At 60.1% G+C, this 22,703-nt stretch carries 18 protein-coding genes and 2 pseudogenes; 11 read left to right on the top strand and 9 right to left on the bottom strand.

The features are described from left to right. A complete protein-coding gene (locus SE16_RS09295) occupies window positions 1-1,161 on the top strand; it encodes a M20 family metallopeptidase (RefSeq protein WP_054491901.1) in 1,161 nt (386 codons plus the stop codon). On the opposite strand, the gene SE16_RS09290 is transcribed toward SE16_RS09295, so the two are convergent. From SE16_RS09290 to SE16_RS15995, 3 genes are read right to left on the bottom strand one after another with little or no spacing between them, the layout of a single operon-like run. Beyond that, the gene (locus SE16_RS09290) at window positions 1,133-2,368 is read right to left on the bottom strand and encodes a hypothetical protein (protein ID WP_054491902.1); all 1,236 of its coding nucleotides are present in this window, start codon (window positions 2,366-2,368) and stop codon (window positions 1,133-1,135) included. The two genes, SE16_RS09295 and SE16_RS09290, sit on opposite strands and share 29 nt — an antisense overlap. Beyond that, window positions 2,365-2,928, bottom strand: coding sequence for an HD domain-containing protein (locus SE16_RS09285; protein WP_054491903.1), 564 nt, complete (start codon window positions 2,926-2,928; stop codon window positions 2,365-2,367). The genes SE16_RS09290 and SE16_RS09285 overlap by 4 nt, the downstream gene beginning before the upstream one ends. Continuing rightward, entirely contained in the window at window positions 2,918-3,070 is a 153-nt protein-coding gene (locus SE16_RS15995) for a hypothetical protein (protein ID WP_161804528.1), read from the bottom strand. The genes SE16_RS09285 and SE16_RS15995 overlap by 11 nt, the downstream gene beginning before the upstream one ends. Before the next feature lie 56 nt (window positions 3,071-3,126). On the opposite strand from SE16_RS15995, the gene plsX reads away from it, so the two are divergent. From plsX to SE16_RS09270, 3 genes are read left to right on the top strand one after another with little or no spacing between them, the layout of a single operon-like run. Beyond that, window positions 3,127-4,263, top strand: a complete 1,137-nt coding sequence (gene plsX, locus SE16_RS09280; RefSeq protein ID WP_054491904.1) for a phosphate acyltransferase PlsX — start codon at window positions 3,127-3,129, stop codon at window positions 4,261-4,263. A 3-nt stretch (window positions 4,264-4,266) separates the two neighbouring features. Then, window positions 4,267-5,541, top strand: a complete 1,275-nt coding sequence (gene fabF, locus SE16_RS09275; protein ID WP_054491905.1) for a beta-ketoacyl-ACP synthase II — start codon at window positions 4,267-4,269, stop codon at window positions 5,539-5,541. Window positions 5,542-5,550: 9 nt separating this feature from the next. After that, window positions 5,551-6,297, top strand: coding sequence for an NERD domain-containing protein (locus SE16_RS09270; RefSeq protein WP_054491906.1), 747 nt, complete (start codon window positions 5,551-5,553; stop codon window positions 6,295-6,297). A 50-nt stretch (window positions 6,298-6,347) separates the two neighbouring features. Here SE16_RS09270 and SE16_RS09265 read toward each other — a convergent pair whose 3' ends face one another. The 5 genes and pseudogenes from SE16_RS09265 to secA (SE16_RS15990) form a co-directional block, all read right to left on the bottom strand. Next, the gene (locus SE16_RS09265; protein WP_054491907.1) at window positions 6,348-6,632 is read right to left on the bottom strand and encodes a metal-sensitive transcriptional regulator; all 285 of its coding nucleotides are present in this window, start codon (window positions 6,630-6,632) and stop codon (window positions 6,348-6,350) included. Window positions 6,633-6,754: 122 nt separating this feature from the next. Then, window positions 6,755-7,828, bottom strand: a complete 1,074-nt coding sequence (add, locus tag SE16_RS09260) for an adenosine deaminase (protein WP_054491908.1) — start codon at window positions 7,826-7,828, stop codon at window positions 6,755-6,757. Further along, complete coding sequence (locus SE16_RS15805; RefSeq protein WP_152918005.1) at window positions 7,825-8,226, bottom strand: hypothetical protein; 402 nt, start codon at window positions 8,224-8,226, stop codon at window positions 7,825-7,827. Before SE16_RS15805 ends, add begins: the two co-directional genes overlap by 4 nt. Window positions 8,227-8,400: 174 nt before the next feature. Continuing rightward, window positions 8,401-9,165, bottom strand: a pseudogene (gene secA, locus SE16_RS16755) (preprotein translocase subunit SecA); the annotation flags it as partial. Window positions 9,166-9,192: 27 nt separating this feature from the next. Next, window positions 9,193-11,478: pseudogene (gene secA / locus SE16_RS15990) on the bottom strand (preprotein translocase subunit SecA); the annotation flags it as partial. Between the two features lie 273 nt (window positions 11,479-11,751). On the opposite strand from secA (SE16_RS15990), the gene SE16_RS09245 reads away from it, so the two are divergent. After that, a complete protein-coding gene (locus SE16_RS09245; RefSeq protein ID WP_054491911.1) occupies window positions 11,752-13,473 on the top strand; it encodes a BON domain-containing protein in 1,722 nt (573 codons plus the stop codon). 140 nt (window positions 13,474-13,613) lie between these two features. Then, the gene (locus tag SE16_RS09240) at window positions 13,614-14,015 is read left to right on the top strand and encodes a hypothetical protein (protein WP_054491912.1); all 402 of its coding nucleotides are present in this window, start codon (window positions 13,614-13,616) and stop codon (window positions 14,013-14,015) included. A gap of 72 nt (window positions 14,016-14,087) precedes the next feature. Here the strand turns inward: SE16_RS09240 and SE16_RS09235 are convergent, their stop codons facing one another. Further along, on the bottom strand, window positions 14,088-15,998 hold the full coding sequence (locus SE16_RS09235; RefSeq protein WP_054491913.1) for a S8 family serine peptidase: 1,911 nt from the start codon (window positions 15,996-15,998) through the stop codon (window positions 14,088-14,090). 151 nt (window positions 15,999-16,149) lie between these two features. On the opposite strand from SE16_RS09235, the gene SE16_RS09230 reads away from it, so the two are divergent. The 5 genes from SE16_RS09230 (at window position 16,150) to SE16_RS09210 (ending at window position 22,697) form a co-directional block, all read left to right on the top strand. Continuing rightward, window positions 16,150-18,369 (top strand): molybdopterin-containing oxidoreductase family protein, encoded by a 2,220-nt coding sequence (locus tag SE16_RS09230; RefSeq protein ID WP_054491914.1) that lies wholly within the window; start codon window positions 16,150-16,152, stop codon window positions 18,367-18,369. 18 nt (window positions 18,370-18,387) lie between these two features. Beyond that, window positions 18,388-19,320, top strand: coding sequence for a ribokinase (gene rbsK / locus SE16_RS09225; RefSeq protein ID WP_054491915.1), 933 nt, complete (start codon window positions 18,388-18,390; stop codon window positions 19,318-19,320). A gap of 178 nt (window positions 19,321-19,498) precedes the next feature. Beyond that, window positions 19,499-20,842 (top strand): hypothetical protein, encoded by a 1,344-nt coding sequence (locus tag SE16_RS09220; protein ID WP_152918006.1) that lies wholly within the window; start codon window positions 19,499-19,501, stop codon window positions 20,840-20,842. A 124-nt stretch (window positions 20,843-20,966) separates the two neighbouring features. Beyond that, on the top strand, window positions 20,967-21,749 hold the full coding sequence (locus SE16_RS16410) for a hypothetical protein (protein ID WP_054491917.1): 783 nt from the start codon (window positions 20,967-20,969) through the stop codon (window positions 21,747-21,749). A gap of 135 nt (window positions 21,750-21,884) precedes the next feature. Continuing rightward, window positions 21,885-22,697, top strand: a complete 813-nt coding sequence (locus SE16_RS09210) for an SdrD B-like domain-containing protein (RefSeq protein ID WP_160316931.1) — start codon at window positions 21,885-21,887, stop codon at window positions 22,695-22,697. The last annotated feature ends 6 nt before the right edge of the window (window positions 22,698-22,703 follow it).

Below are 22,703 nucleotides of genomic sequence, written 5' to 3'. Positions count from 1 at the left end.
ATGACCCGCCCGCTTGACGAATTGACCCACTGGATGGAAACCCACCTGGACGCCTATCTCGCCGACCTTGCCGAACTAGTGAACGTGGATTGTGGCACATCCTACAAGCCCGGCGTGGATGAAGTGGGCAGTTGGTGCGCGCGCTTCGCGGTCCACATGGGCGCGACACTGGAATGGATTCCCCAACGCGACTACGGCGACATTTTGCTGGCACGCTGGCGCGGCACCGGTAGAGGGCGCATTTTGCTCTCGGCGCATTTGGACACCGTTTACCCTATCGGCACCGCCGCCAAACGCCCCTTGCGCCGTGAAGGCAACCGCTTGCTGGGTCCCGGCGTTGCCGACATGAAGGCCGGCTTGCTGAGCGGGCTGTATGCCTTGCAGGCGCTTTTTGCGCTGGGCATGGCGCATTTTGAAGAGATTGCCTACTTCTTCTCATCCGAAGAAGAAGTCGGTTCGCCCGTTTCGCGCACTTGGCTGCAAGAACTGGCGCCCCACTACGATGCCGGCCTGGTGCTGGAAGCCGGTCGTCCCGATGGCAGTGTGGTGGTGGCGCGCAAGGGGGGCGGTTTCCTGCGCGTCTGCGTTGAAGGGCGCGAAGCGCATACCGGTGTGGAACCGGAGAAAGGCGCAAGCGCCATTCTGGAACTGGCGCACCACATCATCGCCCTGGAAGCCCTCAATGGGCGTGTTCCCGGCACCACCATCAAAGTCACGCAGGTGCAGGGGGGCACCGCCCGCAACGTGGTGCCCGGCACGGCGGAAGCGGGTGCTGATGTGCGCGTGGTTGATGAGGCGGGGCGGACAGCCATCGAGGCGCTTATCCGCGAGACGGTGGCGCATACCTACATTGAAGGTACACAGGTGCGCCTGGAAGGCGAGATTGACCGCCCACCCTGGCCGCCAAACGAAGGCACCGAGCGGCTCTACACGCTCGCCCGCCAAATCGCCCACGAACTGGGCTTTGACATTGGGGCGGCGACCAGCGGCGGCTCGTCCGATGGCAATTTTTTGGTGGCGGGGGGGCTGGCTGTGCTGGATGGGCTAGGACCTGTGGGTGGACTTGACCACAGCCCCAACGAGTACCTGGACGTTGACAGCATTGTGCCGCGCACAGTGTTGCTGGCGGAACTCATTCGCCGCCTGACGGCGCCGGCGTAGCACAAAGCACCCACGCCGCAAACTCGCGCAAACCGGTGTAGGTCTCATCGGGGAGCGGTGGCACAACAAACGAGAAGAGCGCTTGCCCCTCGCCGGTGTGCCAGGCGTGCAAGCCGCGCCCTTCGCGTTCTTCGGTTGAAAAGGCCAGCGCCCCGCCGGCGATGGCTGCAAATCGGTCGGGATAGCCGAAGTTGTAAAAGTACCCCAGCATTTTGTACAGCGCCTCGCTGTGATGCCCCGGCGCGTAGTTTTTGGCGTCCACCAGCACCATGCGCCCCGACGCCGCCCACTGCAACACGATGTCCGGCAAGCCGCGCACCGTGGGCAGGCGGCGGTACGTGTTGAGCGGCGCACTGCGCTGGTAGAAAAGGTGCAGCGCCCCGTGGGGTGTTTCTGCGGTAAAAGTGGGGGCTGTGTAGTCGGGCGTGGTGGTGAAGAGCGGGCGTTGTTGCACCAGCGGGACGTTCTCGCTGAGTGCCAGCACCAATTCCAGCAAGACCAGCACTTCGTACAGGCGGTCGGGGTCTTCTTCCGGCAGGCGGCTTTTGTGCGGTTCATCTTCAATCTGCGCGCACCGCTGGGCTTGTTGCCACCAGCGCCAGAGCGCGGCGTAGGCGGGATGGCGTCCGGTGATGGCGGAGAGGCGCGCTTGTTCTTGCGGCGTCAGCGCCCCGCCTGACGCCGGTAGCCAACACCAGGGGGGCTGACGCCGCAGGTCGCGCAACGTGTTCAGCAGATGCGCCCCTTCCACCACACCCAACGCCGCCAGGTGTGGGGCAGTCTGACGGACGAGGGTTTCCGCCCAATCGAGCACGAACGCCACAAAGCGGTTTTCGGGCGTGTCGAAGGAGCGCAACACACGGCGCTGGATGACGTTTTGGCTTTGCGGGGCGTGCAAGCGGTGGCGGAGCGTCGCGTGCCAATCCACATGCCCGTGGGGCGTATCGGTTTCGTGCCGATGGCGTTCGCTCTCGGCTGAAAGGGCGTGCGCCAGTGTGGGCAACACCGTTTCAATCAGCGCGGCAAGGTGCGTTTCCAGCAGGGCAAGATGCCATGCGGTGTGGATGAAGGGCCACGTTTGCAGTGGTGCGCCCACTCCAATGGCGGCGTCCAGCAGGCGGCGGTGCAACGCCAGCCGCAGGAGCGCATACAGACGGGCGCGCACCGCCGGCAGGCGGGGGTCGTTGGCGCGGAGCGGTTGGTTCATGCGAGCGCCTCCGGTTCAAAGCGGCGCACCCACGTTTCAAACTGCGCCTGGGCGCGTGCGCCATAACGCGCCACGGCGCGGCGCACCACGTCGAGCGGCTTTTCGTGCCAGAGGTGGTCGGGGTGCTTGCTGAAAAAGAGGTCGGCGTAGGAGATAATCTCTTCTTCCAGCGTTTGCGGCACGTAATCGCGCACAGGCAAAGGCAATCCCTGGGCGCGCACTTCTTCGGCGGTAATGCCCACGCCAATGTGCCGCTCGGCGACCAGCGCATGGCGCGGCAAGCCCTCGGCTTCAAGAATGCGCCGCCCCTCGACAATGTGCATGATGTAGGGGTGGGGTCCCGTCGTGCCAAGCACGTCGTCATGGGTGTTGACGATGCCGATATCGTGCAGCATGGCGGCTTCCTCGATGAAGCGTTCCTGTTCGCGTGAAAGCCCCAATCGGCGGGCAATGCGCAACGCCTTGGCGGTCACCATGGCGACATGCGGCACATAGAGCCGGTAGAGCGGCGTATCGGGCGGAATGTAGGTGTGGATGATGGCGAAATAATCAACTGACATGGTGCGCTTTTCGTCCCTGATTGATGAGATAGGCGGGGAGATTGTACGCTTTTTGGGAAGGGCGCAAAAGCCCGCTTTTGGCGAGTGGGGCGGTTGCCCGATTGTTGAAGGCGGCGGGGAATGTGTTGCGCCTGTGGTTCACCTTCTGTATAATGCGCGCCATCCCTCAGGTCATCAAGGAAGGAGGTTGCGAGACTGATGAAAATCATCGTGGACGCAATGGGTGGCGACCATGCGCCGCAAGCGCCTGTCGAAGGGGCGGTGATGGCGGCGCGACGCTATGGCATTACGATTGTGCTGGTTGGAAAACCCGACGTAATCGAGGCGGAGTTGAAGAAACACGATACCAGCGGGCTTTCGATTGAGATTGAGCCGGCGAGCCAGGTGATTGAGATGGAGGATGAGCCGGCGCGCGCCGTCAAGGCCAAGCCCGACAGTTCCATGGTTGTGGGGATGAAAATGCTCAAAGAAGGCCGTGCTGACGGCTTTTTTAGTGCCGGCAATACGGGCGGTATGCTGGCGGCGGCTATTTTCCATCTGGGGCGTATCAAGGGCGTCAAACGCCCGGCATTGTCCACCATTTTCCCCACCGTCAAGGGGCATTGCCTCTTGCTGGATGTGGGCGCAAACGCCGAAGTCAAGCCTGAATATCTGGCGCAATTCGGGCTGATGGGGGCGGTCTATGCGGAACGTGTATTGGGACGCCGCAATCCGACGGTGGGGTTGGTGAGCAATGGGGAAGAAGAGAAAAAAGGCACGCCCATTGTGCAAGAAGCCCATCAGTTGCTCAAAACAATGCCCATCAATTTCTACGGCAATGTGGAAGGCAAAGACATTCCCGCTGGGCTGGTGGATGTGGTGGTGACGGATGGCTTCACCGGCAACGTCATCATCAAGTTTGCCGAAGGGCTGGGCGCCATGACCAAACAACTCTTGCGCGAAGAATTGTCGCGCGATGCCAAGGCGCTGGTGAAAACGCCGCAGGGCGCAGTTTTGAGCCTGGCGGCTGCTGGTGGGCTGGCGTGGCTGGCGACGCAATCAGGCGTGGCGTTGGGGTTCATCGGCGGTTTGCTCGCCAACACGGGGCTGATTGGTTGGGGCTTCAAGCGCGCGCTGGACCGCATTTCGCAGCGCACCGATTACGCCGAGTATGGCGGTGCGCCACTTTTGGGCGTGGATGGGGTTGTGATTATTGGGCATGGCCGTTCCAACCCCTACGCCGTGATGAACGGGGTGCGGGTGGCAAAGACCGCCGTCGAGCAAGGCGTGGTGCAAGCCATCCGCGACGGTATTGCCGGGATGCCCAAAGCACAATCAGTATCCACAGGAGGCTAAGCGATGCCTGTTGAACGTCCTGCCCACCAGCGGGTGGTGGTGACCGGGCTTGGCGTTGTAAGCCCGCTGGGGCATTCGGTTGACCTGTTCTGGGATGGGTTGCTCGCCGGTCGTTCGGGGGTGAAGCGTATTGAGCGCTTTGAAGAAACCGACTTGCCCACCAAAATTGGCGCTGAAATCACCGACTTTGACCCACAAGACTACGGTTTGGACCGCCGCGAAGCCAAACGTCTGGCGCGGTGTAGCCAATTCGCCATTGTGGCGACACGCCAGGCGTTGGAAGATGCCGGGCTGGCGGATGGCGTTCCCGACCCTGAGCGGGTGGCGTTGCAAATTGGCACTGCTTACGGGGGCTTCGACAAGGTGATTGAGGGGTTGGATATCTTGCACGCCAAGGGGTGGCGACGTGTTCCCCCCTTTGCATTGCCCGAAGCCCTGCCCAACATGATTTCGCACCATGTCAGCCAGTATTTTGGCCTGTTGGGGTATCTGGGCACAACCGTGGCGGCATGCGCCAGTGGTACACAAGCCATCATCGAAGGCGCGGAACTCATTCGCCGGGGCGTGGCTGATATTGTGGTGAGTGGCGGCGCGGAAGCCTTGCTGGTGGACATTGCCTATGCGGGCTTTAGCGCCATGCGCGGCATGAGCACACGCAACGATGAACCCGAGCGCGCTGTGCGCCCCTTCGACAAGGACCGCGACGGTTTCTTGATGGGCGAAGGCGCGGCAATCCTCATTCTTGAACGGCTGGACCACGCGTTGGCGCGTGGTGCGCGTATCTATGCGGAAGTGCTTGGCGGCGCAGCAAGTAGTGATGCGTATCACATTGCCGCCCCGCACCCCGAAGGCGATGGCGCTGTGCGCGCCATGCGGTGGGCGTTGGAGAACGCCGGCTTGTCCATTGAAGATGTGGACTATATCAACGCGCATGGCACAGGGACGCCGGTTGGGGATGTCGTCGAAACTAAAGCCATCAAGCGGCTTTTTGGCGAACGGGCGTACCAGATTCCGATTAGCAGCACCAAGAGTATGATTGCCCACAGCATGGGTGCGGCGGGGGCGTTTGAAGCCATCGCCTGTGTCAAAACCATCGAAACGCAGACCATTCACCCCACCATCAACCATGACGAACCCGACCCGGAATGTGATTTGGACTACGTCCCATGGACGCCGCGCAAAGCCAACGTGCGCTACACGTTGAGCAACTCGTTTGGTTTGGGGGGGCAGAACGCCTGTTTGGTGTTGGCACGCTATCCTGACAACAATGCGGAGTGAAACAGCGCAATGAAAGTCTATACCAACGCACCACGACTCAAACGATACCAGCGCATTGCTACCATCACCCTGTTTGGGGGCATGGCGGTTCTCGCGTTGAGCATCATCCTCTCGTTCCGTCCGCAATACGTCAACATTGCCTGGCTTTTGGCGTTTGTGGGGCTGGGCATCGCCACCATTGGCTCGTACTACGTCAACCGTTGGCTGCGCCGCCCTATGCCGGATGAAGTGCTGGCGCAGGTGCTGAAACGGCTCGACAAGCGCCATGTGCTCTATAACTACTTTGAACCTGTGCGCCACCTATTGCTCACCCCAAGCGGCTTGGTGGTGTTGCACGCTCGCCGCTATGAGGGCAAAGCCGAATGTGTGGATGGGCAGTGGCGCGGCAAGCGCGGCATTTGGCGCATCTACACCCGCGGCTTGACGGCGGAGAACCTGGGCAATCCCACAGCCGAAGCACGCCAGGCGGTGGAAGCCGTGCGTGAATGGTTGCGCCGCCGCAATCCGGAGATTGCCGATGCGGTGGATGTGGACGCCGTGGTGGTGTTTATCAACCCCGATGCGGTTGAGTTGCGGATGACGGGTGAATGTGGCGATGTGCCTGTGGTGTTCCCCAAGCAGGTGCGCGCTGTGTTGAACAAACAAGTGTTGCCCAAGATGCGCACGCTCAACGGGCAAACGTACATGGCGCTCAAAGAGACGCTCGACCAAGCTTTCAATGTGCACATGCTCGAAAATCTGGGCGAAGAAGCATAACCAGCAAAAAAGCCCCCGCAACGGGGGCTTTTTCGTATATGCAATGGGCATCAATCAACTGTGCGGCTGACACGTCCGAGTGCACTAATCATATTTTCGACGAGTTCTTCCGGCGGCGTGCTGTTTTCGGGGTCGAGCAAGCATTCTTTGGCATATGAGCGCACCAGTTCAACACTGGCGTTGTACATGGCGGCGCGCACGGCGCTCATTTGCTGCAAAATATCCTGGCAGTTGCGCTCTTCATCAATCATGCGTTGAATGCCACGCACTTGCCCTTCGATACGTCGTAACCGCCGAATCAAGTTCTCTTTTACTTTTTCATCTTTCACATGCATAGGCGCCCTCCTTGTTTATACTCTTACTGAGTATAAAACAAGAGGTGAACAACGTCAAACAATTCTTGTCAAAAGTTGACCACATTTGAAGAAAAAGCGGCTGTGGTGATGCTCGTTCCCGCTCATTCAGGGCGAGAAAGGGGGCTGTTGAGCAAGACATGGCCGAGTTCGGCGGCGAGTTGCTCGCGGAGAGGGGTTTTTTCGGCGGGGGACAAGAAGGCGTGCTCAAGTCCATTCATCACGCATTGCGCAAGTGTTTCCGGCGCAACGCCCATATCAATCAGGGCGGTGGTGTATTCATCGGTCAATGTGATGCGGCTGATGTTCGGATCGTCGGAGCAGATGACGACCGCCAGCCCGGCTTCCAGGAGGGCGGGGAGCGGGTGCGTGGCGAATGAGTCTACGACGCCGGTCTGGATGTTGCTGGTCGGGCAGACTTCGAGCGCGACTTCACGTTGTTTGAGCAAAGCCACCACGTCGGGGTTTTCGATGCTGCGAATACCGTGCCCAATACGGTGCGCGTGTAAAGCCGTCACGGCTTGGGCAACACTCGATGCTGGACCGGCTTCACCGGCGTGGATGGTGATGCCCAAGCCCTCGTCATACGCGCGGGTGAAGAGCGGTGCAAATGGTTCCGCCGGGAATCGAATCTCATCACCGGCCAGGTCAACCCCGACAACGCCTTTCTCACGTGTGCGCAACGCAATGGCGAGAATACGGGTGGTAATCTCAGGCGCATAGCCCCGCCCGATGGTGAGCAAGAATCGCACGGTGATACCGTGGAGACGCGCGGATTCATTGGCGCTGTCTAAAATCCAGTCGGCGATTTGGTCGCGGTCAAACCCACTTGTGGTGGCAAAATGGTCGGGGCTGAAACGGAGTTCCATGTAGCGGATGTTGTCGCGTGCGGCGTCTTCAATCGCTTCAGCGGCGACACGCTGGATATGCTCAGGGCGCGTATAGAGTTTGCGTAGCGTCTCGAATTTTGAAAGAAAATGGGCGAAGTTGCGCTCTCCATCAAATTCGATGGCTCGGCGCAATTGCTCGGGAGACCAGTCCGCCAATTCAGGGTTTTCTTGTGCGAGTTCCCAAGCCGTTTCAAACCGCACGCTCCCTTCCAGATGGCGGTGCAATTCGACTTTGGGCCACTGTTGCAACCATTTGCGGATAGTTGTGCGATTCGACGATGTTGTCACGACGATTCCCCCGATACTGTTTCCTGCACACCTGATGTGGCTTGATGATAAAAGATCCATTGCACTAAACGTTTGCGGAACGCCCAATCAGTGCATGCCGCCAGAATGTGCAAAATCAATTGGCGGGTGGCTTCATCGCGAGTAAGCCGATAAAGGACTTGTTCTTTTTCATCAACCAGCATTTCAACAGCGCCGCAACCCACCAATGTATCAAGCGCCTGCTCGATATGCGCGAATCGCCGCGCAGTATAGTGCGCTAACATTACAGCGGACATAACGGAAGAAGATGATTCGCTCAGCGCCGTCAGGATGTCCCATTGGGCAAAGGTGTTGAATGCCCGCTGGATGCGGTCTCGCTCTTCAGTTGGGATGTCGTGAAACGGTGCCTGGGTTGTCATGGGTGCACGGGATGGTCTTTTTTCATGTAAAGTCTATCTCATTTTGTGAAAATGGTTGATTGTATAGTTGCCTGATGTGGCTGAAAACGCAAATCTGTTTGTTGGGAATGCTTGCGCAATGCAAAACGCCCCAATCAGAATTGGGGCGTTTGGATAACGAGATGTGAGGCGTGTTTAGGCTTTGGCTTTCTTCTTCAGGCGGCGTTTCTTCTTGCGGGCTTTGCCTCCACCGCGTGTTGAAGTCGCCGCCGATGTCGTCGCATTGGTGTACATTTCGCGCCGCTTGCGGGCTTCTTCGATGATGCTTTCCTGCGCGCTGAAAATCTGCGATGCCACTTGCTTTTCGATTTCTTCAACCAACTGGTTGAACATTTGGAACGCTTCGTTCTTGTACGCCACCAGAGGGTCTTGTTGCGCCAACGCCCGTAACCCAATCCCGTCGCGCAGGGCGTCCAGGGCGGTCAAGTGGTGAATCCACAAGCGGTCAACCACGCTCAGAATAACCTGGCGCTCCAATTCGCGCATGGAATAGCCTTCGGCTTCGATTTGGCGCTCGCGTTCGTCGTAGAGCGTGCGGGCAATTTCCCACAACTGCTCTTCGACTTCCTCAGGCGTCATGTTTGCCCACGCCTCGTAATCAAGGTCGGGTGGGAGTGGGACGATGAGCCGCACCGCCTCAAACAACCCGCGTGGGTCGGGTTCTTCGTCCACGTCATCGCTTTCGAGATAGGTTTCCACCAGTTCGTGGATCTGCTCGCGAATCATGCGCTCAATCTGGGGGCGCAGGTTTTCTGTTTCCAGCACCTCGTTGCGCTGCTGGTAAATCACTTCGCGTTGCTTGTTGACCACGTCGTCGTATTCCAGCACGCGCTTGCGGATGTCGAAGTTGTGCCCCTCGACCTTGGTTTGCGCGTTTTCCACCGCGCGGCTGACCATTTTGTTCTCGATGGGAATATCGTCATCCAGCCCCAGGCGGTCCATGATGTTGATGAGGTTTTGCCCGCCGAACCGCCGCATGAGTTCGTCTTCAAGGCTCAGGTAGAAGCGGCTGGAACCGGGGTCGCCTTGGCGACCGGCGCGACCGCGCAACTGGTTGTCAATGCGGCGGGCTTCGTGGCGTTCCGTGCCGATGATGTGCAAGCCGCCCAAGTTTTTGACCAATTCACGGTCGCGTTGGGTTTCTTCCCACTTTTCTTTGAGCACACGCGCCCAATGCTCATTGTACACGGTGGTGGGGTCTTCCCCTTTTTGCAGCATGTCCAGCGCGTGGTTCCACTCGGTTTGTGGGATAGCGTTCAGGTCAATTCCTTCGCGGCGCAGTTGGCTACGGGCAAGCCCTTCGGGGTTGCCGCCCAGCAAAATGTCCACACCACGCCCCGCCATGTTGGTCGCAATGGTGACGGCTTTGGGGCGCCCCGCCTGCGCGATGATTTCGGCTTCGCGTTCGTGGTATTTGGCGTTGAGCACCTCATGGGGGATGCCCCGTTCCAGCACGGTTTGCAGGTCGTGCAGGTGGGCTTCATTTTCGGGGTCGAGCCCCCAGAGCGCCGCCAGCAGTTTCAGCGTTTCGGGCTTGGTCAGCGTTTTGTTGCTCAGCCGCACCTGCTCCCAATTTTCGGGAATGTAGCGCGCAACAAAATCGGCGTCCTCACGGTATTCGAGGTGGCGGCGCAAGCGTTCCGGTTCCAGGTCGCGCAGGGCAAGGCGGCGAATTTCTGCGCCCGAAAGCAGGCGGCTGTACATTTCGGAACGCTCAATCGAAGCCGTCCCTACCAGCACCGGGCGCCCGATCACATGCATTTGCACGATTTCACGTACCACCGCGTCGGCTTTGGCGCGTTCGGTCTTGTAAATCTGGTCGGGGTAGTCAATGCGGATGACGGGCTTGTTCGTGGGAATCGCCACCACGTCGAGGTTGTAGATTTCGTAAAACTCCTCGGCTTCGGTCAGCGCCGTACCGGTCATCCCCGCCAGTTTCTTGTACATGCGGAAGAAGTTCTGGTAGGTAATCGTCGCCAGGGTCAGGTTTTCACGGCGCACTTCCACGCCTTCCTTGGCTTCGATCGCCTGGTGCAACCCTTCGGAGAAGCGGCGACCATACATGAGCCGCCCGGTAAATTCGTCCACGATGATGACTTCGCCTTCCTCGCTGACGATGTAATGGCGGTCGCGTTCATAGAGCGCCTTGGCGCGGATGGCGTTGTCGAGATAGTGCGCCAGTTCAAAGTTTTCGGGCGCATAGAGGTTTTCGACGCCCAACGCCCGCTCGGCTTTGGCAACCCCGCTTTCGAGCACGGCGGTGGTGCGCATTTTTTCATCCACCACGTAATCGTAGCGCTCCAATTCACGGGCGGCTTCTTCATCACCCATTTTGATGCGCTCCATGAGTTCATCGTATTCGCGCTGGGTGATGCCGCGGAAGTTGCGCACGATTTGCGCCATGCGGTGGTACATTTCGCTTGGTTCGTCGGCGGGGCCGGAGATGATGAGCGGTGTACGGGCTTCGTCAATGAGAATGTTGTCCACTTCGTCAATGATGGCGTAGAAAAGTTCACGCTGGACGCGCTGATCGGCACGCCGCACCATGTTGTCGCGCAGATAATCGAAGCCGAATTCGTTGTTTGTCCCGTAGGTGATGTCGGCAAGGTAGGCTTCTTTGCGCGGGATGGGGCGCAAGCGCAAGTAGCGGTCGTCAGTGCTCATGTAATCGGGGTCGTAGATGAAGGCGGGTTGGTGCACACCGTCTTCTGTTTGGCTTTGGATGACCGCCACGGAAAGCCCCAGGAAGTGGTAGATGGGCCCCATCCATTGGACGCCCACTTTCGAGAGATAGTCGTTCGGCGTCACAAGGTGCGCGCCGCGCCCCAGCAGCGCGTTCAGGTAGAGCGGCAAGGTCGCGACGAGGGTTTTCCCTTCACCCGTTTTCATTTCGGCGATTTTGCCCTGGTGGAGCACAATCCCACCAATCAACTGCACGTCGTAGTGGCGCATGCCGAGTGTACGCCGCGCCGCTTCGCGCACGGTGGCAAAAGCCTCGGGCAAAATATCGTCCAGGTGCTTTTCGCGCTCTTCGGGGTCGTCAAATTTCGCCAGATAGTTGCGAAACTCGTCTGTCTTGGCGCGGAGTTGCTGGTCGGTCAGTTTTTGCCACTCAGGCTCAAGCGCGTTGATTTGGTCAACAATGGGTTGTAATTTGGCAATCTCGCGCTCGTTGGGGTCGCCCAAAATCGTGCGCATCAATTTTTTCAGCATAACAGTTCTCAGCCTCCTGCTCAATGCATAGAAAGAAGGGGCATGCGCCCCTTCCGCCACATGGACTGTGGGGATTATAGCATACGGTATGTGAGGGCAAAAAGCGCGTTTCTTTGAAAAGTGTGACGATAAGGAAGGCCGTCTGCTTGTTCGTATTCGACAAGGAAAAGGGCTCGTGTTATAATCGGCGCGCTTTTCCGGATTGTGTAAAATCGCACAAGTGTATCTGTGTGTCGAACAGAGGGGTTCCATTCCAGCATGCAGGAGACGAGAATGGTCAAAGTAGAACTGCTTCGCGAAGCCGTTGAACGCTCGTTGCTGTCCTATGACCCGTTGCGCACGGGGGAATGTGAAATTTTTGTGGATGTCGAAGAGAGCGGTACGGTCGTGTTGCGCGGTTTTGCCCGCACCGACAGCCTCAAATTTGTCGCCGAGCAATTGGCGCGCGAGGTTGAAGGTGTGCGCGAGGTGCGCAATGAAATGTACTCGGACGATGAGTTGACGGTGGCTGTGGCGCGCCGTTTGCAGGAAGTGGATGGCGGTTGGCTTGCGCCCTTGCCGCTGCCAATCCGCGTGGTGCGCGGCCATGTGATGCTCTACGGCGCTGTGCCCACCGAAGCCGCTCGTGAAGAAATCGTGCGCATTGTGCAGGCGGTGCCGGGGGTGTTGGATGTGCACGATCACATGGTGGTGGACCCCGTTTCGATTGAGCGCGTCCTCGCGCCGAAGAAGCGCCGCAAGCGCAAGAAGAGCGCCGGTGGTGAAGCCAAGCAGGCGATGGTGGGTGGCCGCCCTGTGACGGAAGCCGATTTGCCGGCGTGGGCGCTGAAGCCCAAAGAAGAATGGACGAAGGAAGATTTCCAGGCGCGTGCCAAGGCGAAGATGGCGTTCAAGAAGGGTGAAGGCCCCGACCCGAAGGAGTTGGAAGAAGCAGGCAAAATTTTGCGTGAAGGGGCGCAGGCGGCCGCAGCCGCCGCTGATGAAGGCGAAGGCGACGAAGACGATTTGTTTGGCTTTGGCGCTGAACCCGCCGCCGCTCAGCCGGTGCAAGCCGCCGTTCCGGAAGGACCTATTGACTTGGCAAAAGTGCCCGCCGAGGTGTTGGCTGAGTTGAAGCAAAAGTACCCCGAATGGGCGTTGAAACCCAAAGACCAGTGGAGCGCCGAAGACTTCAAGGCGCAAGCCAAAGCCAAGAGCGCCTTCAAGAAAGGCGAAGGGCCTGACCCGAAGCAGGTGATTGCCGAAGCGCAACAGGCGTTGCGTGAAGCGGTGGCCAAAGCGAGCGCCGGCGCGGGCGCAGCGGCGGCCGCCGAAACAACCGACCCACGCCGCGCGGCGTTGATGGCGTTGCGCCAGCAGTTCCCCATGTGGGCGCTCAAACCACGCCGCCAGTGGACGGCTGACGATTTCCGCGAAGCCGCCGAAGCCAAAATCGCCGAATTGCGCGGCCAGGGCATGCCGGTGGCTGAGATTCGCGCCAAAGCGCAGGAAGCGCTGGAAAAAGCGCAGCGGGGCGAAGTTAGCGAAGGGCCGGGCGTTGGTGTGGCCACCAAGCGCGAACTGACCGAGGAAGAGGTGCAGGCTATCATCGCCAAGTTGAGCGAGCAGTACCCCGCTTGGGCGCTGAAACCCAAAGACCAGTGGAGCGCCGAAGATTTCAAGGCGCAAGCCAAAGCCAAGAGCGCCTTCAAGAAGGGTGAAGGTCCCGATCCGAAGCAGATTATTGCCGAAGCACAAGCCGCTTTGGAAAAAGCCAAGCAAGAAGCGTTGAAGGCCGCGGCGACTGCCGCGCCGTCATCGGCGGCAAAAGCGGCACCGGGTGAAATTCCGCCCGAATTGCTGGAAAAGTACCCCTCATGGGCATTGAAGCCCAAAGACCAGTGGAGTGCTGAAGAGTTCAAGGCGTTCGCCAAAGCCAAGAGCGCCTTCAAGAAGGGTGAAGGTCCCGACCCGGAAGCCATCATCGCTGAGGCGCAAGCCGCGCTCAACGGCTAATCTCGCGAGCAGTTTGGCGGCACCCGTAGCCGGCGGGTGCCGCTTTTTCATGCGCGCCTGGCTTGTCGAGCATGGGGTTCAGGGTATAGTTGCGCCGTTTCAGGAGAAGGTCAACGCAAACAGGTGAGGAGGCATGGAGAATGACGAACGCGCTTGTTGAATTGCATGATGTCATGCGCTGGCTGGTGTTGCTGGCGTTGTTGGTGGCTGGAGGGCAGAGTTTGAAGAAGTGGAGGGAAAACGCCGCTTGGGTGAAAGAAGACCAGAAGTTGCCTTTGATTGCTACCATCTTGCTAGATGTGCAGGTGCTGTTGGGCATTATCATTTGGGTGCTTGAAGGGCGTTGGAGTGGGCAAAACATCTTTTTTGCATACATTCACCCGGTGATTATGCTGGCGGCGCTCGCTTTTGCGCACATGATGATGAGCCGCAGCCGCAAGTTGCGCGGTGGTGCACGCCATCGCACGGTGGCGCTGGGCTTGCTGGGCGCGTTGGTGATTGTCATCCTGGGGGTGCCTTACACCGCGTGGCCCGGCATGTAAACCAAAGCACGTACCGACGAAAGCCCTGTCAGGTCATATCGCCTGACAGGGCTTTTTGATTGCGAGCCGCTTTCAGGGCGCAGATACAAATGGGAAGAACCAGCGGCGCGGCGGTCTGTTCGTGCTGGTGATGTGGAGCGGCGCATCTTCGTCCCCCATCCAGAGTACGGTGAGCCGCACGGTGTCGGCAATGGGGGAGGGGGGCAAGATGGTGGCGTTTTCAAATGGCGCAAGCGTCAGGGTGAAGCCCGGATGGGCGAGTTGCGCACCTTGCAGGAAGGTGGCTTGCACGGTCAGCGTGTAGGGCGTGGTGTTCGTGAGGATGGCGGTGGTTGTGAGTGGTGTGGTGATGACCACCAGCCCCTCGCAGGCTTCGCCCAGGTGCCCCAGCAAAAGCGTTTCGTCGTCGGCGTCAATCTCCCCGTCGCCGTCAAGGTCAAGGGCGCTTGTCTCCGGTGTGATTGTCTCGCCGAGGTGAGCGCGCACCAGCGCGATTTCAGCGCCGGTGGTCGCCCCGTCGCCGTCCCAATCGTGCTGGGCGCAGGTTTGCGCCCGCGCGACCGCGTTCGGCGCGTTGACAAGTCCCCAGCCCCACGCGTGGTTGGGATGGGCGTCGTCGTCGCCGCCGCATGCCGTGTTGGTGAAGGGCGTCGCGGTGGATTGCAAGATGTGGTGCGTCAAGTGCACTTTGTTCTTCACCTGGGGCGCGCCGCTCCAGACGAGCGCCGCCACCCCTGCCACGTTGGGCGATGCCATGCTGGTGCCGCTGAGTACGGCATAGCCGCCCCCAACATAGGCGCTCCGCACGCTACTCCCCGGAGCCGTGATGTTCGGCTTGACACCCCCTTCACCGGGACCCCGACTGCTGAAACTGCTCAGCGTGTTGCTGCTGGTGCTACTGCCCACCGAGAGCGTTTCGACGAACATACCCGGCGGCATGCTCACCGTGCCGCATCCCGGTCCTTCATTGCCCGCTGAAGCCACCACGAGCACCCCCGCCGCTTGGAGCGCCGCCACCGCACGACGCAGCAACATGGTGTTGCCGCTATCACACCCTTCAGACGGCGGACACGCCCACGAATTATTGATGATGTCCGCCGCCAGGTCTGGGCGTGGCGCGCTTCCATCCACTTTGGTGGGCGAAACAAACCATTGGAAGCATTCCAGGTATGTGGCGGGCGAGCCAACGCCTTCATCCATGTTGCGGCATCCAATCCATGTTGCGCCGGGGGCGACGCCGATGTTGTCGGTTGGTGTGCCGCCGACCGCAATCCCCGTCACGTGGGTGCCGTGCCCGTGGTCGTCGCACGGGGTGGGGCTGTCAAAGCCGCAGGGGTTGCTCCCGTTGCCGCTCACATCGCTGTGAATGGCATCATGCCAGGCGTAATCGTGCGGGTGTGTACTGCTCACCACGCGCTCATGGGTGATGAGCGCGGGATGGGTGGCTTCGATACCGGTATCTTGCACACCAACCACGACGCCCTCGCCTGTGATACCGCTCGCCCACACGTCGGGCGCTCCCACGCGCGAGACGTGCCATTCCACCGAGCCGCTGGTGCGATTGGGCGCCGCCGTCGGTTCCGGCAACGTTGCCGCAACCGGGCGTTCGAGCGTCAAGCCAACCACGTTGGGCTGTTGGGCGAGTGCCAGCGCCAGATCGCGTGTACCGTTGCGCACCAAAAGCGCGTTCACCAGCCAGAACGATTCGGCGTCGGCGCCAAAGTGGTGCACCAGGTTGACCAGCGGCGCTTGTTCGGCGGCGGCTTGCGCTTGCCAGCGTGCCGTCAACGTGCGCCGCACCTGCGCCATGGAGCCTGTCATCGGCGGCGGTGTGGTGTCGGGTGGAGAGAGCAACACCCAGAAATCCGCGCGCCCTGCGGCAAAAGCGGCGTCGAGCATGGGGGGGAGTGCCGGCGCGCGCGGTTTCAAGAAGAGCGGCGCACCCAGCAAGAGAAAGACCAAGAGCGAACTCAAAACACGCATGGCTGACTCCTGTACATTGTTTGAACAGAGAAGAGGCCAGGGCGTTGGTGAAGCGCATCAACAGACACCCCGACGGCTTGCCTTTGTTGTCCCTCTTGTTCGCGGTAGAATACAAGCACCCGCGCCGACCCACATGAGAAAGGAGTTGTGTATGCGCAAGCATGAAACATACGCCCAGCAACCACACATACGCATCATCACGGGAGCCTGTCCCCATGATTGCCCCGACACCTGCGCCTGGCAAATTGCCGTGGATGAACGCACTGGTCGCGCGGTAGACATTTGGGGGCATCCTGACCACCCCATCACACGGGGGCGCTTGTGTGGGAAAGTCGAACGGTATCTCGACCGCGTCTATCACCCTGAGCGACTGACGCGCCCGCTCAAACGGGTTGGCCCGAAAGGAAGCGGGCAATTCGTGCCGGTTTCATGGGATGAAGCCATTGCCGACATTGCGGCGCGTTTACAGCAGATTATCGCCGAGTATGGCGCGGAAGCCGTCTTGCCGTATTCCTACGCCGGCACGATGGGCTTGCTGCAAGGTGAAGGGATGGCGTCGCGCTTTTTCAACCGCATGGGGGCGTCGCGCCTGGCGCGCACCATTTGCGCCACGGCGGGCTTCGAGGGGTTGACCTACACGCTCGGCGCGGCGCTGGCGACGGACACCGAAGCCTTTGCCAAAGCGCGCTTCATCCTGATTTGGGGAAGCAACACGCTGACCAGCAACATGCACCTCTGGCCTTTCGTGCAGGAAGCGCGTGCAAACGGCGCGCGCGTCATCGTGATTGACCCGGCGCGTACCCGCACCGCCCGCGCGGCGGATGAATGGATTGCCATCAACCCCGGCACAGACGGTGTGCTGGCGCTGGCGATGATGCACGTCATCATCCGCGATGCGCTCTATGACGCCGACTATGTTGCCCGTGCGACCGTGGGCTTCGACCGCCTGGTCGCCCGTGTGCGCGATTGGACGCCGGAACGGGCTGAAACCATCACCGGCGTTCCCGCCGCGCGTATCGAACGCCTGGCGCACGAGTACGCCACGACACGCCCGGCGGCTATTCGCATCAACTACGGCTTGCAGCGCCACGCCGGCGGCGGCATGACGGTGCGCACCATTGCGTGCTTGCCAGCGCTGGTGGGCGCCTGGCGCGATGAAGGCGGCGGACTGCAACTCAGCACCAGCGGCGCATTTCGTTTCAACCGCAACGTACTCGAACGCCCCGACCTGCTGCAAGGGCGTGAGCCGCGTACCATCAACATGATTCGCCTGGGCGACGCGCTCAGCCTTGACCCCGCGCGGCTGGCGCAGGCGCACTATCGCCCACGTCCCGTTGACCCGCCTGTGCGCCCCGAAGAGGCCGGACCGCCCGTCAAAGCGCTGATTGTGTACAACAGCAACCCGGCGGCTGTTGCGCCGCACCAGCAAGCCGTGCTGGAAGGGTTGCGCCGTGAAGACCTCTTCACCGTGGTGTTGGAACATTTTCAGACCGACACCGCCGATTACGCCGACTACATTTTGCCCGCCACGACGCAAGCCGAGCATTGGGACATTGTGAAGCCGTATGGGCATTACTACCTCATGCTCAATCGCCCGGCGATTGCCCCGCTGGGCGAAAGCCTGCCGAACAGCGAAATCTTTCGCCGCCTGGCGCAGGCGATGGGGTACACCGAGGCATGCTTCACGCAGAGCGACGAAGAGATTTTGCGCGAATTTGTCGAAGCCCAAACCGACCCCGTCTTTGAAGGCATCACATGGGAGCGGTTGGTACGCGACGGCTGGGCGCGGCTCAATCTGCCGCAGCCTTTCGTGCCCTTTGCGGACGGCCGTTTTCCCACCCCCAGCGGAAAATGCGAACTCTACAGCGAGCGCATGGCTGAGGATGGCTATGACCCTCTGCCGACGTGGACGCCGCCCGCCACCAGGCGCAACGCCGACGCCGCAACCGTCTGGCAACAGGGGTGGCTTTTCTGCATTTCACCGCCGGCGCATTCGTTCCTCAACACCACCTTTGTCAATGTTGAGCGGTTGCGCCGTCGCGAAGGGGAGCCGTCGCTCTGGATACACCCCGATGATGCCGCCGCGCGGGGTATTCGCGAAGGCGCTCTGGTGCGCGTCTGGAACGAACGGGGCGAAGTCCATTTGCGTGCGCATCTGACGGAAGACATTGTGCACGGGACTGTGCTCGCGCCGAGCATCTGGTGGAACAAACTGAGCCCCGATGGGCGCAATATCAACCAGGTCACACCCGCTGAGGAGAGCGATATGGGGGGCGGGGCGCGCTTCTACGATGTTCTGGTGCGTGTTGAACCGCTTGCGGTCGCATCTGAGGAGCCGGAAAGCACGCAACAGGCGGTCTCGCTTGCCTGACGAAGTGGAGCGTCAATGATGAAACCGACAGTGGTTGTTTTCGGAAGCATCAACATAGACCTTGTCGCCCGTGTTCAGCGTTTGCCGCGACCAGGTGAGACCCTGACCGGACAGCGTTTTGAAACGACGCCTGGGGGCAAGGGGGCCAATCAGGCAGTCGCGGCGGCGCGCATGGGCGCGCGCACGGCAATGGTGGGGCGCGTGGGGGCGGATGCCTTCGGCGAGCAATTGCTGGCGTCGCTGGCTGAAAACGGCGTGGCAACCGATGCCGTCTTGCGTGATACCGAGGCGCATACCGGTGTGGCGCTCATCAACGTTGCCGAAAACGGCCACAACGCCATTGTGGTCGTGCCGGGGGCGAACGGGCGCGTTGAGCAAGCCGATGTCGAACGGTTGCGCCCTTTGCTCGAACAGGCGGCCGTCTTGCTAGTGCAACTGGAAATCCCGCAAGAAACCGTGTTGGCGGCGCTTCGTCTGGCGCGCGAAATGGGCGTGCGCACCATTCTCGACCCCGCGCCTGTGCATGAAAATCTGCCGGACGAGTTGTTGGCGTTCTGCGATATTCTTACCCCCAACGAGCATGAAGCCGCTGTGTTGGTGGGGGGCGCGATTGAAACAGCCGTCGAAGCCAGCGAAGCCGCCGAGGCGTTGCGCGCACGCGGCGCCCAGGTTGCCATACTGACGCGCGGCGAAAAAGGCGCAACAGTTGCCGTAGCCGATGGCGTCTGGCATCAGCCGCCGTTTCGGGTGAATGCTGTGGATACGGTAGGCGCAGGTGATGCGTTCAACGGCGCTTTGGCGGTTGCCCTTGCCGAAGGGTACGATGTGGCCACGGCTGTGCGGTGGGCGTCTGCTGCGGGGGCGCTCGCTGTTCAGCGGCAAGGCGCACAAAGGGCGATGCCTCGCCGTGATGAAGTGCTCGCGCTGGTGGAGATGCGGCGCGTGTCGTAATACCCACAAAGACGAAACAGCGTGTCAGGTGGGCTGCCTGGCACGCTGTTTTTTTGCAGGTTGCCTCTAAAGTTTCAAAATTTTGTATAAAAAACACCACAAATTTTGCAACATTTTGCCTTGCTTGCCGCCCAACGGTATAATCGCCGCAGCGTCAAACTCGCTGGAAGACCAGAAAATGCAACAGAGACCACCGGTTGGTGAACCGAAACCACCACGCCGCCGTGGAGTTTCGCCCTGGCTGTGGGGGGTGATTGGCGTGATAGGCATTGCCTTGCTGGCATTGCCGTTGCTCATCACCCTGCGTATCATCGCCGCGCGAAGCGAACCACCAACCGGCTGGCTGGCGACCGATGCGGCGGGGTTGCTGGAACTGAAGCGTGTGGATGCGGGGCTGCTCCTTGATTGGATTGGTGGTGTGCCTGATGGGCAAAACATAGAAACCGCCCTCGCATCCGAAGCGTATGCCACCGCTTACGCGCTGACTTTGTTTGCGCCCGATTTGGATGATCGCGAACAGGCGATGTTTTTGGTGCGCCTGGCGGAGGCGCTTGCCGAGAAAGATGAAGACCGCGCAGCGCGCTTGTTTGTGCTGGCGGGGCAGGTCGCGTTGGCATCGCCTTACATTGATGATATCGCACGCGCCCAGGTGTTGCTGCAAACAGGCGACGGATTAGACCGCTTGGGGGAACGTACCGCCGCCCTGCGCGACTGGCAACAAGTTTCGATTCTGGCGCGCTTTGCGCCTGAGATGTCGCCGCCGGTGCGTGAAGCCTTGTTGCAACAGTTGATGGAGCGCTATCAGGCGAGCGGAGAAACGGCGCGTGTCGCCGCCGTGCAAGAGGCGCTTCAAGCCATTGGCATGCGCGACCTGGGGACGGTGAAGCCTGTGCCCATTGATACGCGCCCGGCGCCGGCGCCCTGGCCGCCCTTCGTACTGGAACGGGTACAAGCCCGCCAGCAAATTGCCCGCGAAATTCGCTTTGCGTTGCAAACAGGTGGTACGCCTGCCTGGGACCAACTACAAACGGCGCTGATGGAGGAAGAGGCGGCTATTCAAACGTGGCTGGCCGACCCCGAAGAACCCAACCCGTTTGGGCGGCAGGAACGCTATCGGCGGTGGGTGCAGCAAATGCGCTTGCTCAGTCGGGGTGTGTTGGGTGAAGGGCATTTGCCGCTGTGGGAAGCCCGCCGTTCCGAGTTCGATTTGATTGCCGCGCAGTTGTGGAACCAGCGTGAATTGGAAATTCATTTGGCGTTGCAAGACCGCTCACCGGATGAGCAAGCCATCACCGAGCGTGTGTGGCTTGAAGCACGGCTTCATGCGGTGCTCACCTTCAGCGACCCCGGCGCCTCACGTGATGGCTTGTATGTGCGCCTGGCGGATGTGAATGGCATGGTCACCGAGGACGCGCGGTTGCGTCTGATTATGCAGGAAGATGATACCATGAATTTGCGCTATTGGCGCTTGCCTATTGGCTACTTTACCGGGCAAATTGACGCCTACGAAGTCTTTCGATAGTGAAAGAATGAGGCGGTGATACGCAAGTCTGTTGCGGAAACACGGCACCTCTGGCACAATACATTATAAATGCGCCTGTAAATAAGCCACTTCAACAGAAAAAAGGCATACACGGAGCCCTCGTATGCAAAATTGGAGTGAAGAACAACTCAACATTGGCATTGCGATCATGGCCGTCTTGACGGTGCTGGCGCTCATGGCGATTGGCTTGATTTGGGTGCAACCGAGCATGCTGGCGCCGGTTGGGTTGGCACGCCGCCCGCCGACGCCCACGCCGCGCCCAGTGGCGACATTGCCGCCGACGTGGACCCCCACTGCCACACCAACCCAGACGCCAACGCCTACAGCAACACCGACTGAAACCCCCTTGCCAACGGGGACGGCCGAGGCTGTGGCGACTGAGACCGCCATTGCTATTGAAGGTACGCCGACCCCCGACCTTGTGGCGACGTTGACGGCGTTGCCAACTGACACACCGATACCCTTCCCCACGTCGCCGCCACCCCCGCCGCCACGCACCACTGGGGGAGGTGGTGGCAGTTCCGCACCGCCCGTGCCCACGCCGACACCAATGCCGCTTTATCTCGTGATCAATTCCTTGGGTGGTGTTCGCTGTGATGAAATGAAGTTCTTTGGCTACGTGTACAACAACAATGGCACGCCGCGCCCCGGCGTCACAGTGCGGGTCTTCAACGAGTTCGGCTATCAACAAGACGCCGTCACGCAGGCCGATGGCTACTGGGAAGTCTACCTGGGTCCTGGCCCGGCGCCGGAACGTGCTGGCACGTGGCACCTTGTTCTGCTGGAAGATGGGCAGCGCGCCAGTGATGAAATTGCGTTCGTCATGCCGCGCGATTGCAGTGGTGTGACCGTGGTGCGCGTGGATTGGCAGCGAACATTGCCATAAGTGCGTTGATTTTCAATTTTTTGATAGAAAAATATCCCAAAAATAAACTTTTTGTTGACCGAGAATTGTGCTTCTCGTACAATGAAACGTAATACGGCTGGCTCCAGATTTGCAAAGAGCGGAGACCTGTTTGACATGAAACGACAAATGTACACCACAGTCATAAAGCGACTTCTCTTTTTGCTTGGATGCGCCTTGCTCCTCATGCTTGGTGTTGGCGGGCAAGCGGCCTTCTTTGCCGATGTTGCACTGGCGCAAGGCGGGACTGGTTCCATTCAGGGGACGGTCTATTTGGACGCCAACGGGAACCAGGCATTTGACCCCGGTGAAACGCCTGTACAGGGTGTGCTGGTGCGTTTGTATGCGCTGGGTGATAACACCGTGTTGGCGCAGCAAACCACCACCACAGCGTCGCCGAACTATTTGTTTACGAATGTTGCCGCGGGGCAATATCGCGTCGAAATTGATACGACGGGGACCGCCTATTCGCCGAGTGGTGGCAACGAGCGCATTGTGACCGTTTTTGCAGGGCTGGCGAGCGAAGCCAACTTCCCGGTGTTGCAACGTCAGGCAACAGCCACACCCCCGCCGGGCGCAACACCTGCCTTGACACCCACTTCACAACCAACGTTCACAGCAACGCCGCCGCCACCACCAACTTCAACGCCGTTGCCAACGTCAACACCCATCCCATCGCCAACGCCAACCGGCACTGTCACGCCAACGCCAACCCAAACGCCGACGCCTTCCCCAACTGGGACGTTGTTCCCCATTACACCGATTTTGATTACTACCACGCCGGGCGTCTATGTTTCGGTTACGCCTTCGGTTGTGTCGCGCTTGCCGAATACAGGGGGCGGAAATATGGCATTGTTGCTTGCCATTGGCTTTGGCACACTGCTGGTCTTCGTTGCCGGTTTGCGCCGACTCTTCCAAGACACCGTCTGAGGAGTG

The sequence above is a fragment of the Ardenticatena maritima genome, from assembly GCF_001306175.1.
Taxonomy (GTDB): domain Bacteria; phylum Chloroflexota; class Anaerolineae; order Ardenticatenales; family Ardenticatenaceae; genus Ardenticatena; species Ardenticatena maritima.
The sequence above is the reverse complement of the archived record's forward strand: the minus strand, read 5'-3'. Positions and strand labels throughout refer to the sequence as shown.

What these genes read in the sequence shown, in the direction of transcription:
- SE16_RS09295 (WP_054491901.1), top strand. Translation starts at nt 1, where the DNA reads ATGACCCGCCCGCTTGACGAATTGACCCACTGGATGGAAACCCACCTG.
- SE16_RS09290 (WP_054491902.1), bottom strand. Translation starts at nt 2,368, where the DNA reads ATGAACCAACCGCTCCGCGCCAACGACCCCCGCCTGCCGGCGGTGCGC.
- SE16_RS09285 (WP_054491903.1), bottom strand. Translation starts at nt 2,928, where the DNA reads ATGTCAGTTGATTATTTCGCCATCATCCACACCTACATTCCGCCCGAT.
- plsX (WP_054491904.1), top strand. Translation starts at nt 3,127, where the DNA reads ATGAAAATCATCGTGGACGCAATGGGTGGCGACCATGCGCCGCAAGCG.
- fabF (WP_054491905.1), top strand. Translation starts at nt 4,267, where the DNA reads ATGCCTGTTGAACGTCCTGCCCACCAGCGGGTGGTGGTGACCGGGCTT.
- SE16_RS09270 (WP_054491906.1), top strand. Translation starts at nt 5,551, where the DNA reads ATGAAAGTCTATACCAACGCACCACGACTCAAACGATACCAGCGCATT.
- SE16_RS09265 (WP_054491907.1), bottom strand. Translation starts at nt 6,632, where the DNA reads ATGCATGTGAAAGATGAAAAAGTAAAAGAGAACTTGATTCGGCGGTTA.
- SE16_RS15805 (WP_152918005.1), bottom strand. Translation starts at nt 8,226, where the DNA reads ATGACAACCCAGGCACCGTTTCACGACATCCCAACTGAAGAGCGAGAC.
- SE16_RS09245 (WP_054491911.1), top strand. Translation starts at nt 11,752, where the DNA reads ATGGTCAAAGTAGAACTGCTTCGCGAAGCCGTTGAACGCTCGTTGCTG.
- SE16_RS09240 (WP_054491912.1), top strand. Translation starts at nt 13,614, where the DNA reads ATGACGAACGCGCTTGTTGAATTGCATGATGTCATGCGCTGGCTGGTG.
- SE16_RS09235 (WP_054491913.1), bottom strand. Translation starts at nt 15,998, where the DNA reads ATGCGTGTTTTGAGTTCGCTCTTGGTCTTTCTCTTGCTGGGTGCGCCG.
- SE16_RS09230 (WP_054491914.1), top strand. Translation starts at nt 16,150, where the DNA reads ATGCGCAAGCATGAAACATACGCCCAGCAACCACACATACGCATCATC.
- rbsK (WP_054491915.1), top strand. Translation starts at nt 18,388, where the DNA reads ATGAAACCGACAGTGGTTGTTTTCGGAAGCATCAACATAGACCTTGTC.
- SE16_RS09220 (WP_152918006.1), top strand. Translation starts at nt 19,499, where the DNA reads ATGCAACAGAGACCACCGGTTGGTGAACCGAAACCACCACGCCGCCGT.
- SE16_RS16410 (WP_054491917.1), top strand. Translation starts at nt 20,967, where the DNA reads ATGCAAAATTGGAGTGAAGAACAACTCAACATTGGCATTGCGATCATG.
- SE16_RS09210 (WP_160316931.1), top strand. Translation starts at nt 21,885, where the DNA reads ATGAAACGACAAATGTACACCACAGTCATAAAGCGACTTCTCTTTTTG.